The following is a 13,969-nucleotide window of genomic DNA, read 5'->3' as shown; positions in this document are numbered from 1 at the left end:
CTTTCCCTTCGTTACCTGCGACCGCCCCATCCCATGGCACGGTCACCCCGCCGTGCGCATTTTCGTGCCACATAAGAAACCTTGTTTCATATATAAAACAATAGGAAAGTGCACTCGTCTTTATAAATCCATGAAATAAAACGACTTTTAATTTTAATGAAGGATTAGTTTCACCTGGCATTGTTCATGCACTAAACGGCGTATCACCTATAAAACAGACCAGAGAGTTCTCCCATGGCTGTGAAAGAGATGTACGCAATCGCTCCGCAGTGGACCCCGCCACACTCGAACAGCGAGCCGGCACCCACCGAAATCGAATTTCGCAACGTCGGCAAGGCCTTCCCCCGCAAAGGGCAGACGGACGCTGCTTTCGCCATACAGGGGGTGAACTTCCAGATCCGTCGCGGTGAAGTGGTGTCGATCATCGGCCCCTCCGGCTGTGGCAAGAGCACCATCCTCAACATGGGGTCCGGCCTGTACCGCCCAAGCGAAGGCGAAGTGCTGGTCGGCGGCGAAGTGGTCAAGGGTCCGGTCCCCAAGGTCGCATTCATGTTGCAGAAAGACCTGCTGATGCCTTGGCGCAGCATCCGTCGCAACGTTGAACTGGGCCTGGAGATCCAGGGCATGGCCGCCAGCCAGCGCAAAGGCATTGCCGAGGATCTGCTGGCGCGCTGTCACCTGCAAGGCTTTGCCGACCACTACCCGTTCCAGTTGTCCGGTGGCATGCGCCAGCGCGCCGCCCTGGCCCGCACCCTGGCCATCGACCCACAGGTGCTGTTCCTCGACGAGCCGTTCTCGGCGCTCGATGCCCAGACCAAGATGATTCTCCAGCAAGACCTGGCGCGCATGCTGTTCGAGGAAAAAAAGACCGCGCTGTTCATCACCCACGACCTGGTCGAAGCCATCGCCCTGTCCGATCGCCTGCTGGTCATGAGCGCCCGCCCCGGCACCATCATCGAAGAGATCGAGATCGACCTGCCCCACCGCGACAACCCTCTCGAGCGCCGCAAGCTGCCGGAAATCGGCCCGCTGGCCGGCCGCCTGATGGACCTGTTGCACGTTGGCGCTGACCACCAATTGCATTGACCGACGTTCACTACCCCCAGCCCCCGGGAGTCAGCATGTTCAATACACCGTTCAAACGCATCGCCACCGCGGCCATCGCCGCCCTGGGCCTGGCAGTGGCCCTGCAGGCTCAGGCCGAACCGACCAAGGTCACCTATCTGCTGCCAGCGCCACCGAGCCTGCCGGCGTTCGCGCCGTGGATCATCGCCAAACAGAAAGGCTACTACCAGGCAGAGAACCTGGACCTCGAATTCATCGCGGCCAAGGGCGGCGTGGACGTGGCCAAGCAGATCGGTGCCGGCAACGCATTGGTCGGCGGCGCCATCGGCGACACGCCGATCATCGTACGCCCCAATGGCATTCCGGTCCGTGCCGTGGCCGTGCTCGGCGGCGGTGGGGTCACCATGGTGGCCACCAATGCCGATGCCAAGATCCGCGACATCGCCGATCTCAAAGGCAAGACCGTGACCGTGATGTCGTACTCCGACACCACCTACTACGCCCTGCTCGCCTCGCTGCGCAAAGCCGGCCTGGGCAAGGACGATGTCGACATCCAGGCCGCCGGCCCCTCCGGGGTGTGGCAGTTGTTCTCCGCCAACAAGGCGGTGGCCATGGCGGGGGTACCGGACTGGGTGATCAACGCCGAGGACGCCGGCCTGAAGTACCAACTGATCCCACGCGAGCAGGTGTTCGAGAGCATGGCCCAGGCGATCCTTGCCTCCGACGACGCCATCGAACACCACCCGCAGCTGGTGCGCGGTGTGGTCCAGGCCACCCTGCGCGGCCTGCAGGACATCGTCGACGACCCCAAGGCCGCCGCAGCCACCTTCGTTCAGGCGGTACCGGCCTATGCCGGCAAGGAAGCGTCCCTGGAAAAGATCCTGCGCCTGTACGTGGACTACGTCTACGCCGGCCAGGCGGTCCCAGGCCGCGTCGATCCGGCGCGCCTGGACGCGGTGCGCAAGTTCTACGTGAGCGAAGGCATCGTGCCGCGCGAACCTGCGCTCGAGGAGCTCTACAGCAACCAGTTCATCGACACCCAGACCGCGGCCCAATGAAGGCCCTGGCAACCAAGGTAGACGCCTGATGAAAAGCCTCAACACCTCCATGCTCGGCAGCCTTGCCCTGCTCCTGTTGTTCCTCGTGCTCTGGCAATGGGGCCCGCGCCTGCTCGGTATGCCCGAGTTCGTCATGCCACCGCTCAGCCGCGTGGCCGAAGAAAGCGTGCTCATGTGGCACAGCGGCAATCTGCTCGAACACACCCTGATCACCGCCTTCGAGATCGTCGTCGGTTTCGCCCTGGGGGCCTTGCTCGGTATTTCCATCGGCGTCTCGCTGGGCCTCTCGCCGTCGGCCGAAGCCATGCTGTCGCCGTACATCCTGGCCCTGCAGATCGCCCCCAAGGTGGCTTTCGCACCGCTATTCGTGATGTGGCTGGGCTACACCATCTACCCGAAGATCCTGATCGCCATCCTGATCGTGTTCTTCCCGGTGATGATCAACGTGCTGTCGGCCATCCGCACCGTCGACCCGGACATGATCAATCTGGTGCGCACCATGAACGCCAGCCGCTGGCAGATCTTCCGCCTGGTGGAATTCCCCTCGGCCATGGCCGCGCTGTTCTCCGGCCTGCGCATCGCCTCGACCCTGGCGGTGATCGGCGTCACCGTCGGTGAGCTGGTCGGCGGTAACCAGGGCCTGGGCTTCCTGCTGGTGGACGCCGAAGGCCAGGGCAATACAGCCGGCGTGTTCGTGGCCATCGTCATGCTCACCCTGATCGGCGTACTGGCTTACGGCGCCGTGGTCTGGGCCGAGAAGCGCGTGCTGCATTACCTCCCCAAAGCCATGCTGAGTACTTCGTGATGACGCATTACAACAACCTCCTCGAAGGCCGCCGCGTATTGGTGACCGGTGGAGCCCGCGGCCTGGGCTACGCCTTTGCCCAAGCCATCGCCCAGGCCGGTGCCCGCGTGGTGATCGCCGATATTCTCGCCGGGCGTGTGCAGCAAGCTGCGTGCGAGCTGAGCGAACAGGGCCTGGACGTCAGCGGCGTGAGCCTCGACCTCGGCGACCCGGCGTCGATCACCAGCTGCATCGAGCGCACCGTCAAGCGCCTGGGTGGCCTGGACGGCTTGGTCAACAATGCCTCGATCACCAATTCCGGCGGCAAGACCTGCGAAGAACTGGACATCGAAACCTGGGATCAGGTGATGCAGGTGAACGTGCGCGGCACCTGGCTGATGACCCGTGCCGCCCTCCCTGCCCTGCGCGAAAGCGGCCGTGGGGCCATCGTCAACCTGGCCTCGGACACCCCGCTGTGGGGCGCGCCGAACCTGCTCGCCTACGTCGCCAGCAAGGGAGCGCTGATCGCCATGACCCGCAGCCTGGGTCGCGAACTCGGCGCCGACAACATCACCGTCAATGCCATCGCCCCCGGGCTGGTGCAGGTCGAGGCCACCGCCTACGTGCCCGAAGCCCGCCACCGTCTGTACATCGACCAACGCGCCATCCAGCGCCCACAACTGCCCGAAGACGTCAGCGGCGCCGTGCTGTTCGCCCTGTCCGACCTGTCGCGCTTCATCACTGGACAAACCCTGCCGGTCAACGGCGGGTTCGTCATGCCCTGAGCAAGGAGACTGCCATGACCGACCTTTCCCTCCAGCCCCAAGCCGCTGCCAGCGATGCCCCGAAAAGCTGGGACCGCCCGGCAGGCGCGGACCTCGCCGAATGGATGCAGACCCGCATCGCCCGCTATGAAACCCGCCGCTACGACTGGGATGCGCTGAAGTTCCAGGCCGACTATGACCCCAAGTACCGCCGCGCGCAGATGCGTTACGTGGGCACCGGCGGCACCGGTGTGAACAGCGACATGAACACCATCGCCTCGGAGCATTTCACCTTCTCCACCATGGTCATCCCCGCCGGGCATGAAGGCCCACCCCACCTGCACACCGACGTCGAAGAAGTGTTCTTCGTGTTGCGCGGCAAGCTCAAGGTGGTGATCGAAAAAGACGGCGAGCGCTTCGAGACCATTCTCACCGACCGCGACCTGATCTCGGTACCGCCAGGGGTGTACCGCGAAGAAATCAACATCGGCGACGAAGACGCGCTGATGTGCGTGATGCTCGGCGCCAAGAAGCCGGTCACCCCCACCTACCCGCCAGCCCACCCGCTGGCCTCGATCAAGCGCGGATAAGCCCATGTTGCCGGTTGCCGAAACGCTTACCGTCCCCTTGCTGAGCCAACTTGCCCGGCAATTTCCCGAGCGCCTGGTGCGCTTGGGCGACAGCCAGCAGGCGCTGCGCGAAACGGGCAGCGGTGCGGCCATCGTGCTGTTGCACGGCATCGGTTCGGGCGCGGCGAGCTGGTTGCAGGTGGCCCAGGGCCTGGGTCGCCACGCCCGGGTGATCGCCTGGGATGCACCAGGCTACGGCAACTCGTCGCCGCTTGCCCAGGCCTGCCCCGGCGCCGACGACTATGCCGTACGCCTCGGCCGTCTGCTCGACGCCCTGGGCATCGAGCGCTGCGTGCTGGTCGGCCATTCGCTCGGCGCTTTGAGCGCCGCCGCCTTCGCCAAGACCAACCGCGAACGGGTCAGCCGCCTGGTGCTGCTCAGCCCGGCACGCGGCTACGGTGCCCCGGCGCAAGCCGAGCAAGGTCGCTCGGTGCGCGCCAAGCGTCTGGACGATCTGGCCCGCGTGGGCATCGAAGGCCTCGCCGAGGCGCGCAGCGCCAATCTGCTGTCGCCGAACGCCAGTGCCACGGCCCTGGCCTGGGTGCGCTGGAACATGGCCCGGTTGAATCCGCAAGGTTACCGCCAGGCCATCGAACTGCTGTGCGGCGACGCGTTGCTGCACCACGCCCCCACGGGCGTGCCGTGCGAAGTGCACTGCGGTAGCGCCGACGGCATCACCCGACCGGAAGACTGCCGCGCGCTGGCCGAAGCCATCGCGGCGCCCTTCAGCCTGATCAACGGTGCCGGCCATGCCTGCGCCATCGAACAACCCGAAACCGTGACCCGGCGCCTGGCCCGGGCACTGCAAGCCTCACTCACAGGTAGCCTGCAATGAACGATATGGATGCCTCGAAGGAAAATCAGGACAAGTACATTGTCCCCGGCCTGGAGCGCGGCCTGTTGCTGCTGTGCGAATTCAGCCGGCAGAACCGCACCCTGACCGCCCCCGAACTGGCCCGGCGCCTGTCACTGCCACGCTCGACCATCTTCCGCCTGTTGACCACCCTGGAAACCATGGGCTTCGTCAACCGCAGCGGCAACGAATACCGCCTGGGCATGTCGGTGTTGCGCCTGGGCTTCGAATACCTGGCCTCGCTGGAATTGACCGAACTCGGCCAGCCACTGCTGGCAAGACTGTGCGACCACCTCAACTACCCCAGCAACCTGGTGGTACGCGATGGCCGCTCGATCGTCTACGTGGCCAAGGTCTCGCCGCCGTCGGTGTTCTCCAGCGCCGTCACCGTCGGCACCCGCCTGCCCGCCCACGCCACCGTGCTCGGCCGCGTGCTGCTGGCCGACCTGAGCCTGGCCGAACTGCGCGAGCTGTACCCGGAAGAGCATTTGGAGCAGTACTCGCCGAGCACGCCGAAAACCGTGCTGGAGTTGTTCGACCTGGTCCAGGCCGACCGCCTGCGCGGCTACGTCAACGGCGAAGGTTTCTTCGAATCGACCATCTCCACGGTCGCTGCGCCGGTGCGTGATGCCAGTGGCCGGGTCGCCGCCGCCCTTGGCCTGACCATCCCCACCGTGCAGATCGGCCACGTCAACTTCGACAATCTGCTGGGCCAGGTACGCAGCAGCGCCGACGAACTGTCGCGCTTGCTCGACTACCGCCCAGGCGCGGGCCACGTCACCGCATTGATGAGGGATTGAAATGAATCTCTATACACTGCATGACAGCACCGCCATCGTCACCGGCGGCTCCTCCGGCATCGGCCTGGCGTGCGTCGAATTGCTGCTCGAAGCCGGCGCCCGGGTGGCCTTCTGCGGGCGCAACGACGAACGCCTGCGCAGCGCCGAAGCCAGCCTGCGCGAACGCTTCCCCGAGGCGCGCCTGCTGGCACAGGTCTGCGACGTACTCGATGCCGAGGCGGTGCGCGCCTTTGCCGCAACCAGCGAGGCCGAACTCGGCCCGGCACGGGTGCTGATCAACAACGCCGGCCAAGGCCGCGTGTCGACCTTCGCCGACACCAGCGACGATGCCTGGCAGGAAGAACTGCAGTTGAAGTTCTTCTCGGTGATCAACCCGGTGCGGGCCTTCATGAGCCAGCTGCAAGGCCAGTCCGGCGCGTCGATCGTCTGCGTCAACTCGCTGCTGGCCAGCCAGCCTGAACCGCACATGGTGGCCACCTCGGCCGCCCGTGCCGGGCTGAAGAACCTGGTGCGCTCGATGGCGTTCGAGTTCGCCGAGCACGACATCCGGGTCAACGGCATCCTCATCGGCCTGGTCGAGTCCGGTCAATGGCGCCGCCGCTTCGAGGCCCGCGACGAGCGCGAGCTGGACTGGCGGCAATGGACCACGCAACTGGCCCGTCGCAAGCAGATTCCCCTAGGCCGCCTGGGCCTGCCCAAAGAGGCCGCCCAAGCGATCCTGTTCCTCGCTTCGCCACTGTCGTCCTACACCACCGGCAGTCATATCGACGTTTCTGGAGGCCTGTCCCGCCATGCGTAATGAAAACACCGTCACCGTGGGCGCGGTCATCACCGCGTTCCTCGAGCAATGCGAGGTCAAGGCCGCGTTTGGCGTGATCTCCATCCACAACATGCCGATCCTCGATGCCTTCGCCGTGCGCGGCAACATCCGTTTCGTCATGGCCCGCGGCGAAGCCGGTGCCACCAACATGGCCGACGCCTATGCCCGCAGCGTCGGCGGCCTGGGCGTGTGCCTGACTTCCACCGGTACCGCCGCAGGCAACGCCGCCGGTGCCATGGTCGAGGCACTGACCGCCGGCACGCCGCTGCTGCACATCACCGGTCAGATCGAAACGCCGTACCTGGACCAGGAGTTCGCCTACATCCACGAAGCACGCGATCAGCTGACCATGCTCAAATCGGTGTCCAAGGCAGCATTCCGCGTGCGCAGCGTCGAGACCGCCCTGAGCACCCTCAAGCTTGCCGTGCAGACCGCCCTCACCGCGCCGACCGGCCCGGTCAGCGTGGAAATCCCGATCGATATCCAATCCACTTTCGTCCCCATGCCCACCGACCTCACCCCGCTGCCGGTTCCGGTCGCGGTGCCTGCGCCGGAAGCGCTGGAACAGTTGGTCGCCCGCATGCTCAAGGCCAAGCGCCCGCTGCTATGGCTCGGCGGCGGCGCCCGGCATGCCGGCAAGGCGGTCAAACGGCTGATGGACATGGGCGTGGGCGTGATCACCTCGACCCAGGGCCGCGGCGTGGTCAACGAAGATGACGAGCGTTGCCTGGGCGCGTTCTCGCAGAATCGCCTGGTGGAAAACTTCATGCAGGGCTGCGATGCCCTGCTCATCGCGGGCTCACGCCTGCGCAGCAACGAAACCTTCAAGTACGCGCTGAAACTGCCGGAAAACACTCTGCGTATCGACGCCAATCCGGCTATCGAAGGCCGCAGCTACTCAAGCGACCTGTTCGTCTGTGGCGACGCCGCACTGACCCTCGACGCACTGGCCGACCGCCTCGAAGGCCGCCTGCAGACCGACCCGCAGTTCCTGACCGAACTCAAGGACGTACGCGGCAAGGCCCGCGCCGCGCTGGTCGCTGACCTCGGCCCGTACGCGGCGATGGTCGAGCAGTTGCAAGGCCTGACCGGGCGCAACTTCACCTGGGTGCGCGACGTGACGCTGTCCAACAGTATCTGGGGTAACCGTCTGCTCGACCTGTACCACCCACGCGCGGGTGTGCATGCCCTGGGCGGCGGCATCGGCCAAGGCCTGGCGATGGGCATTGGTGCCGGCGTCGCGGCAGCCGAATACGACCCGCAGCGCAGGGTCTTCGCCCTGGCCGGCGACGGCGGCTTCATCCTCAATCTGGGCGAACTGGCAACCTTGGTGCAGGAAAAAGCCAACGTGGTGATCCTGCTGATGAACGACCAGCGCTACGGGGTGATCCGCAATATTCAGGACGCCATCTACGGCGCCCGGCATGCCTACGTCGAACTGCATACTCCGGACTACACCCAATTGGCCGAATCCATGGGCATTCGCCACGGCCTGGTGCGCGACCTCAAGGACTTCGGTGACGTTGTGCAGGACGCCCTCAGCCAACCTGGGCCGTTCCTGCTGGAAGTGGACATGCTCGCGGTCGGCAACTTCGCCACCCAGTTCGCCGGCCCACCCAACAGCGAAACCAAAGCCCAGAAGGTTACTGCCTGAGGATCGCGCCATGCTGCATATCACCATGATCGGCTGCGGCGCCATCGGCGTCGGCGTGCTCGAACTGCTGGAAAACGACCCGCAGCTCTGCGTCGACGCCGTGATCGCCTCGGCACATTCGGCGGACCTGGTGCACCAACGCCTGGCCAGCTTCAAACGCCCGCCCGAGGTACTGACGGCGCTGCCCGATGATGCGCGCCCCGATCTGCTGGTCGAGTGCGCCGGTCATCGCGCCATCGAGGAGCATGTGCTGCCGGCCCTGGAACGCGGTATCGCCTGCCTGATCGTCTCGGTGGGCGCCTTGTCCGAGCCCGGCCTGGTGGAGCGGCTGGAGGCGGCCGCCGAACGCGGCAACACCCGCATCGAGCTGCTGCCAGGTGCCATCGGCGGCATCGATGCACTGTCGGCGGCAAAGGTCGGTGGCCTGGATGCCGTCAGCTACACCGGGCGCAAACCGGCCAAGGCCTGGAAAAACACCCCCGGTGAACAGGCCTGCGATCTGGACAGCATCCGCGAGGCCACGGTGATCTTCCAGGGCAGTGCCCGCGACGCCGCACGCCTGTATCCCAAGAACGCCAACGTGGCCGCCACCCTGTCGCTGGCAGGCCTGGGCCTGGACCGCACCCAGGTGACCCTGATCGCCGACCCGCTGAGCGAGGAGAACGTGCACCAGGTCCACGCCCGTGGCGCCTTCGGCGGTTTCGAGATGAGCCTGCGTGGCAAGCCGCTCCAGGCCAATCCGAAAACCTCGGCGCTGACCGTGTACAGCGTGGTACGCGCCCTGGGCAACCACGCCCATGCCATTTCCATCTAGGGGATTGCCCATGACACCGGAACAAAGCTTACCCATCTGCATCGCCGGCACTTGGCGCCAGGGTGGCGGCGAGCGCTACGCCACCTGCTACCCCGCCACTGGCGAGCCGGTGGCCTGGCTCAACGCCGCCAGCCTGGACGACGTCGAGGCCGCGGTGCAGGGCGCCCATCAGGCCTTCCTGCACAGCGGCTGGGCCCAGCGCAAACCGCACGAGCGCGCCGCCGTGCTGCTACGCATCGCCACGCTGATACGCGAACGCGCCGAGGAGTTGGCGCAGTTGCAACGTCAGGACAATGGCAAGCCGATCGCTGAGACCCGTGCCCTGGTGGCCAGCGCCGCCGGCACCTTCCAGTTCTTCGCCGCCGCCTGCGAAACCCTGGAGGAAACCATCACGCCATCGCGCGGCGACTTTCTCAGCATGAGCGTGTACGAGCCGATGGGCGTGGTCGCGGCGATCACGCCGTGGAACTCGCCGATCGCCAGCGAGGCGCAGAAGGTGGCACCGGCCCTGGCCGCCGGTAACGCCGTGGTGATCAAGCCAGCGGAAATCACCCCCTTGCTGGCCCTGCAACTGGCACGCATCTGTGACGACGCCGGCCTGCCCAAGGGACTGGTCAGCGTGCTGCCGGGCAAGGGCTCGCTGCTGGGCGACGCGCTGACCCGCCACCCGCTGGTCAAGCGCGTGTCGTTCACCGGGGGCACCCGCACCGGCAAGCACATCGCCCACATCGCTGCCGACAAGATGATGCCGGTGTCGCTGGAACTGGGCGGCAAGTCGCCGACCATCGTGCTCGATGACGCCGACCTCGATCATGCAGTCGCCGGAGTGCTGTACGGCATCTTCAGCTCATCAGGCGAAGCCTGCATCGCCGGCTCGCGGTTGTTTGTCGCCCGCACCCTATACGAGCCGTTCATGGCCCGCCTGAGTGCCGCCGCCGCGCAACTGCGGATGGGCGATCCAGCCGACGAACGCACGCAAATGGGCCCGCTGATCAGCGCCGCCCACCGTGAATCGGTAGAGCGCTACGTGGCCCTGGGCCTGGCGGAAGGCGGGCGTCTGCGCTTGGGCGGCGAGCGCCCAGGCGGGGGGTTGTTCGACCACGGCTACTTCTACCCGCCAACCATTCTCGAAGGCCTGGGTAACCAGCAGCAGGTCTGCCAGGAAGAGATCTTCGGCCCGGTGCTGGTGGCCATGCCGTTCGACGACGAAGAACAACTGATCGAGCAGGCCAACGACAGCCTGTACGCGCTCGCCGCGGGCATCTGGAGCCGCGACTACAAGCGCGCCTGGACACTGGGGCGCAGGCTCCAGGCCGGCACGGTATGGGTCAACACCTACAAGCAGTTCTCCATCTCGACGCCGTTCGGCGGCTGGCGCGACAGCGGCCTGGGCCGCGAAAAGGGCCGGCTGGGCATCCTGCAGTACATGGAACAGAAAAGCCTCTACTGGGGCATGAACGAACAACCGCTGGCCTGGGCCGGCGTGGAGGCAGGGCAATGAGCGTACTGGGCATCGATGAAGTCACCTATGGGGTCGAAGACCTGGCCACCTGCGCTCGTTTCTTCGCCGACTGGGGGCTGACCCTGGTCAGCGAAGCGAACGACCAGGTCGTCTTCGAGACCCTCAATGGCTGCCGCGTCGTCGTGGCAGACATCGACAAACCCGGACTGCCGCCGGCGATCGAGCCCGGTTCGACCGTGCGCGAGGTGGTCTGGGGCGTGGAAAGCCAGGCCGACCTTGCGCTGTACAGCCAGCGCATCGCCAACGACCCGGGCTTCGTCGAAAGCAATGGCCGGATCGGCTGCACCGACCCCAACGGCCTGGCGATTCGCCTGCAGGTGAGCCGCAAGCGGCCACTGGAGCTCGAGTGCAGCGGCCACAACACCTGGCAGACCAAGGGCCGAATCAACAAGGCAGCGCCGATCTACGAACGTGCCACCCCCATCGAAGTGGGCCACGTGGTGTTCTTCGTCAAGGACGTCAACGCCTGCGAAGCGTTCTACCACGAGCGCTTCGGCTTCCAGGCCTCGGACCGCTACCCCAACCGCGGCGCCTTTCTGCGTACCGCCGAGGAAGGCGGTCACCACGACCTGTTCATGCTGCAGCTACCGGCGCCGCGCGCCGGGCTGAACCACGTGGCGTTCACCGTGCGCGACCTGCACGAAGTGTTCGGCGGTGGCATGCATATCTCCCGCTGCGGCTGGGCCACCGAGATCGGACCGGGGCGCCATCCGGTGTCCTCGGCATTCTTCTGGTACTTCAAGAACCCGGCCGGTGCGCTGGTGGAGTACTACGCCGATGAAGACCAACTGACCGGGGAGTGGCAACCCCGCGAATTCGAACCCGGGCCGACGGTCTTCGCCGAGTGGGCGATTGCCGGTGGTATCGACGGCAACACCCGGCGCCAGCAGCACGTCGAGGCGCCACAAGGCAAGTTCCTCACCGACAAACCCAAGAACAACTGAGGGCCATCCCATGAGCGACACCGAGGTTTACCTGCAACCCCATCAAGCGCGCAAACGTCCCAACACCCCGTTCGAAGACCTGCTCGGCGACTCGATCGAACGCGCTTACGGCAACGGCGTGAGCGAACTGAGCGAACTGCTCGCGCACCTCGACCTGGCCGGTCCACCCTGCCCGCTGACCAGCGGCGAGTGGACCGAAGATGCATTCAAAACCCTGATGGCACGGCTGGGCGAATGACCCGCTGGAGGTAGAACAAGATGAACATGCATGTATCCGTGGACCCTGTTGAACAACACCTGGCCAATGGCCTCAAAGACCTCTGGTTCCCCGTGCTGCCGTCGGAGTTGCTGACCGACCGACCACGCTCGATCCGTCGCCTGGGCTACAAGATCGCCCTGTGGCGCGACAACGACGGACGCGTCCACGCCCTCGAGGACCACTGCCCGCACCGCGGTGCACCGCTGTCCCAGGGGCCGGTATTGGGTGACCGCCTGCAATGCCCTTATCACGGCGTCGAAGTGCGCTGCGACGGCACCGTGACCAAAGTCCCCGGCAGCCCTGGCTGCAAGCTAGAGGGCAGCCGACCGACGCGGATGTTCCATACTCGCGAGGCTGCCGGCGCAATTTTCCTGTTCAACGCCACCGACCCGCACATCGCCGAACCACCGGAGTTGGTCTTACCCGAAGAGCTGACCTCTCCCGAGTGGAGTCACTTCCTCTGCTACACCGAGTGGAAGGGCGACTACCGCTACGTGCTGGACAACGTCATGGACCCGATGCACGGCACCTATCTGCACAAGATGTCGCACTCGATGAGCGAGGGCGAGGCCACCGCCAAGTTCGTCACCCGTGACACCGAGCAGGGCTTCTTCTTCGAGAAAGAAGGCCAGCGAGGGGTCAACTTCGACTGGACCGAATTCCTCGACAACGGCTGCCACTGGCTGCGCCTGGAAATCCCCTACCCCAAGACCGGCGGCCCCGGCGGCAACTTCACCATCATTGGCAGCTACACCCCCAGCAGCCGCGCGCTGTCGGCGGTGTTCCACTGGCGTGCCCGCCCTCTGACCGGCTGGCAGCGCGACACTTGGCGCTTCCTCTACAAGAACCGGCTGGAAGCGCGCCACTGGGCAGTGCTGGAGCAGGATCGGGTACTGCTGGAGTTCATGGAATTCGACGCCAATCAACGCGAGAACCTTTACCAGCACGACCTGGGCGTAGTGCGCCTGCGTCGCTACCTCAAGGGCAAGGCCAAGGAGCAACTGGCCCTGATCGAAGCGAAACAACTGGCCTGAGGTGCACGATGTCCAATTCCTCCGTTATCAGCGCCCTGGTGCACACCCTGCGCTACGAGGCCGATGGCATCATCAGCGTCGAGCTGCGTCCGTGGGGCGATACCGTGTTCGCACCGTTCGAGGCCGGCGCGCACATCGACCTGCACCTGCCCAATGGGCTGGTGCGCAGCTACTCGCTGCTCAATGCGCCCAGCGAACAGGGGCGCTATGTGGTCGGTATCCTGCGTGACCGCGCCAGCCGTGGCGGTTCGCGCTACGTGCACGAACAGTTGCGTGTGGGCATGGAGCTGAAGATCTCCCAACCGCGCAACAACTTCGCCCTCGACACCCAGGCCAGCCATAGCGTGCTGGTGGCCGGCGGAATCGGCATCACGCCGATCTTCTGCATGTTCAACCAGTTGCTGGCGCAGGGCCGCTCGGCCGAGCTGATCTACTGCGCACGCTCGCGCCGTGAGGCGGCGTTGCTGGAGCCGCTCGCCGCGCTCGGGGCGCAGGTGATCTACCACTTCAACGACGAAAAAGGCGGGTTCCCTGATCTCGCCAAATACCTGGCAGGACGCCAGGTCGACAGTCACTTCTACTGCTGCGGACCGACTCCAATGCTCGAGGCGTTCGAGCAGACGTGCGAGCGACTGGGCTATGCCCATGCGCATATCGAGCGGTTCAGCGCAGTGGAAGTGGAGGCATCGCAGGATGCCCTGGCCAGCTACAGCGTCGAGCTGAGCAAATCGGGCAAGACGCTCAGCGTCGAGCCTGGCTTGAACCTGCTGGATGTGTTGCTCGAAGCCGGCTGCGACATCGACCACAGCTGCCGCGAGGGTGTGTGTGGTTCGTGCGAGACGCGTGTGATCGAAGGGGACATCGACCACCGCGATGGCGTACTGACCAAGGCCGAGCGAGCGGCCAATGGCTCGATGATGGTGTGTGTGTCCGGGTGCAAGAGCAAGCGCCTGGTGCTCGACCTTTGAA

15 protein-coding genes are annotated in these 13,969 nt (G+C 65.4%); all 15 read left to right on the top strand.

The annotated features are described in order from the left end of the window. Positions 1 to 249 precede the first annotated feature (249 nt). Genes E2H86_RS12210 through E2H86_RS12140 form a run of 15 tightly spaced genes read left to right on the top strand, consistent with a single transcriptional unit; the run spans position 250 to position 13,968 of the window. Entirely contained in the window at positions 250 to 1,086 is an 837-nt protein-coding gene (locus E2H86_RS12210; protein ID WP_165976065.1) for an ABC transporter ATP-binding protein, read from the top strand. A 35-nt stretch (positions 1,087 to 1,121) separates the two neighbouring features. After that, entirely contained in the window at positions 1,122 to 2,123 is a 1,002-nt protein-coding gene (locus E2H86_RS12205) for an ABC transporter substrate-binding protein (protein WP_133328064.1), read from the top strand. A gap of 28 nt (positions 2,124 to 2,151) precedes the next feature. Next, positions 2,152 to 2,928 (top strand): ABC transporter permease, encoded by a 777-nt coding sequence (locus E2H86_RS12200; protein WP_133328062.1) that lies wholly within the window; start codon positions 2,152 to 2,154, stop codon positions 2,926 to 2,928. After that, entirely contained in the window at positions 2,928 to 3,692 is a 765-nt protein-coding gene (locus tag E2H86_RS12195) for an SDR family oxidoreductase (RefSeq protein ID WP_133328060.1), read from the top strand. Before E2H86_RS12200 ends, E2H86_RS12195 begins: the two co-directional genes overlap by 1 nt. 14 nt (positions 3,693 to 3,706) lie before the next feature. Further along, complete coding sequence (locus tag E2H86_RS12190; RefSeq protein ID WP_133328058.1) at positions 3,707 to 4,261, top strand: cupin domain-containing protein; 555 nt, start codon at positions 3,707 to 3,709, stop codon at positions 4,259 to 4,261. Between the two features lie 4 nt (positions 4,262 to 4,265). After that, positions 4,266 to 5,135 carry an alpha/beta fold hydrolase gene (locus tag E2H86_RS12185; protein ID WP_133328056.1) on the top strand — a complete coding sequence of 290 codons (870 nt, stop codon included), beginning with the start codon at positions 4,266 to 4,268 and terminating at the stop codon, positions 5,133 to 5,135. Positions 5,136 to 5,140: 5 nt separating this feature from the next. Further along, complete coding sequence (locus E2H86_RS12180; protein WP_133328404.1) at positions 5,141 to 5,953, top strand: IclR family transcriptional regulator; 813 nt, start codon at positions 5,141 to 5,143, stop codon at positions 5,951 to 5,953. 1 nt (position 5,954) lies between these two features. Beyond that, positions 5,955 to 6,752, top strand: a complete 798-nt coding sequence (locus E2H86_RS12175) for an SDR family oxidoreductase (protein ID WP_133328054.1) — start codon at positions 5,955 to 5,957, stop codon at positions 6,750 to 6,752. Continuing rightward, positions 6,745 to 8,427, top strand: coding sequence for a thiamine pyrophosphate-binding protein (locus E2H86_RS12170; protein WP_133328052.1), 1,683 nt, complete (start codon positions 6,745 to 6,747; stop codon positions 8,425 to 8,427). Before E2H86_RS12175 ends, E2H86_RS12170 begins: the two co-directional genes overlap by 8 nt. A 10-nt stretch (positions 8,428 to 8,437) precedes the next feature. After that, positions 8,438 to 9,241, top strand: a complete 804-nt coding sequence (locus E2H86_RS12165; RefSeq protein WP_133328050.1) for an aspartate dehydrogenase — start codon at positions 8,438 to 8,440, stop codon at positions 9,239 to 9,241. A gap of 10 nt (positions 9,242 to 9,251) precedes the next feature. Next, on the top strand, positions 9,252 to 10,742 hold the full coding sequence (locus E2H86_RS12160; protein ID WP_133328048.1) for an aldehyde dehydrogenase: 1,491 nt from the start codon (positions 9,252 to 9,254) through the stop codon (positions 10,740 to 10,742). Then, positions 10,739 to 11,707 (top strand): VOC family protein, encoded by a 969-nt coding sequence (locus tag E2H86_RS12155; protein ID WP_133328046.1) that lies wholly within the window; start codon positions 10,739 to 10,741, stop codon positions 11,705 to 11,707. The genes E2H86_RS12160 and E2H86_RS12155 overlap by 4 nt, the downstream gene beginning before the upstream one ends. A gap of 10 nt (positions 11,708 to 11,717) precedes the next feature. Next, positions 11,718 to 11,945, top strand: a complete 228-nt coding sequence (locus E2H86_RS12150) for a recombinase-like helix-turn-helix domain-containing protein (protein ID WP_133328044.1) — start codon at positions 11,718 to 11,720, stop codon at positions 11,943 to 11,945. A gap of 20 nt (positions 11,946 to 11,965) precedes the next feature. Then, positions 11,966 to 13,000: an aromatic ring-hydroxylating oxygenase subunit alpha gene (locus E2H86_RS12145; RefSeq protein WP_133328042.1), complete on the top strand. Its 1,035-nt coding sequence runs from the start codon at positions 11,966 to 11,968 to the stop codon at positions 12,998 to 13,000. An 8-nt stretch (positions 13,001 to 13,008) separates the two neighbouring features. After that, on the top strand, positions 13,009 to 13,968 hold the full coding sequence (locus E2H86_RS12140; RefSeq protein ID WP_133328040.1) for a PDR/VanB family oxidoreductase: 960 nt from the start codon (positions 13,009 to 13,011) through the stop codon (positions 13,966 to 13,968). The last annotated feature ends 1 nt before the right edge of the window (position 13,969 follow it).

The sequence above is a fragment of the Pseudomonas putida genome, assembly GCF_004357765.1.
Taxonomy (GTDB): Bacteria; Pseudomonadota; Gammaproteobacteria; order Pseudomonadales; family Pseudomonadaceae; genus Aquipseudomonas; species Aquipseudomonas putida_U.
The sequence above is the reverse complement of the archived record's forward strand: the minus strand, read 5'-3'. Positions and strand labels throughout refer to the sequence as shown.